This is a genomic window from Sphingomonas echinoides, from assembly GCF_029623395.1.
GTDB classification, from domain to species: domain Bacteria; phylum Pseudomonadota; class Alphaproteobacteria; order Sphingomonadales; family Sphingomonadaceae; genus Sphingomonas; species Sphingomonas echinoides_A.
Map to the genome: position 1 here is coordinate 1 of NZ_JAPYKK010000092.1, position 296 is coordinate 296.

Consider the following 296-nt stretch of genomic DNA (forward strand, 5'->3'; position numbering starts at 1 on the left):
TCGGAAGACATCATCGCGCTAGCAAAGCAATATGGTCGCTACGGCTATCGCCGGGTGACGGCATTGCTGTGCCATAGGGGCTGGACGGTGAACCATAAACGGGTCGAGCGGATCTGGCGGCGTGAAGGGCTCAAGGTGCCGCAGAAGCAACCGAAACGTGGGCGGCTGTGGTTGAACGACGGCTCGTGCATCCGACTGCGCCCGGAATATCCGGGGCATGTATGGGCGTACGACTTTGTCGAAGGCCGCACGCATGATGGCCGCAAGTTCCGCATCCTGACCATCATCGACGAGGC

Annotated in this window: 1 protein-coding gene; it reads left to right on the forward strand. The window is 60.8% G+C overall.

The window, feature by feature from the left end:
* A partial coding sequence (locus QBJ92_RS20595) for an IS3 family transposase (protein ID WP_277971555.1) occupies positions 1 to 296 on the forward strand: 296 nt, incomplete at both ends.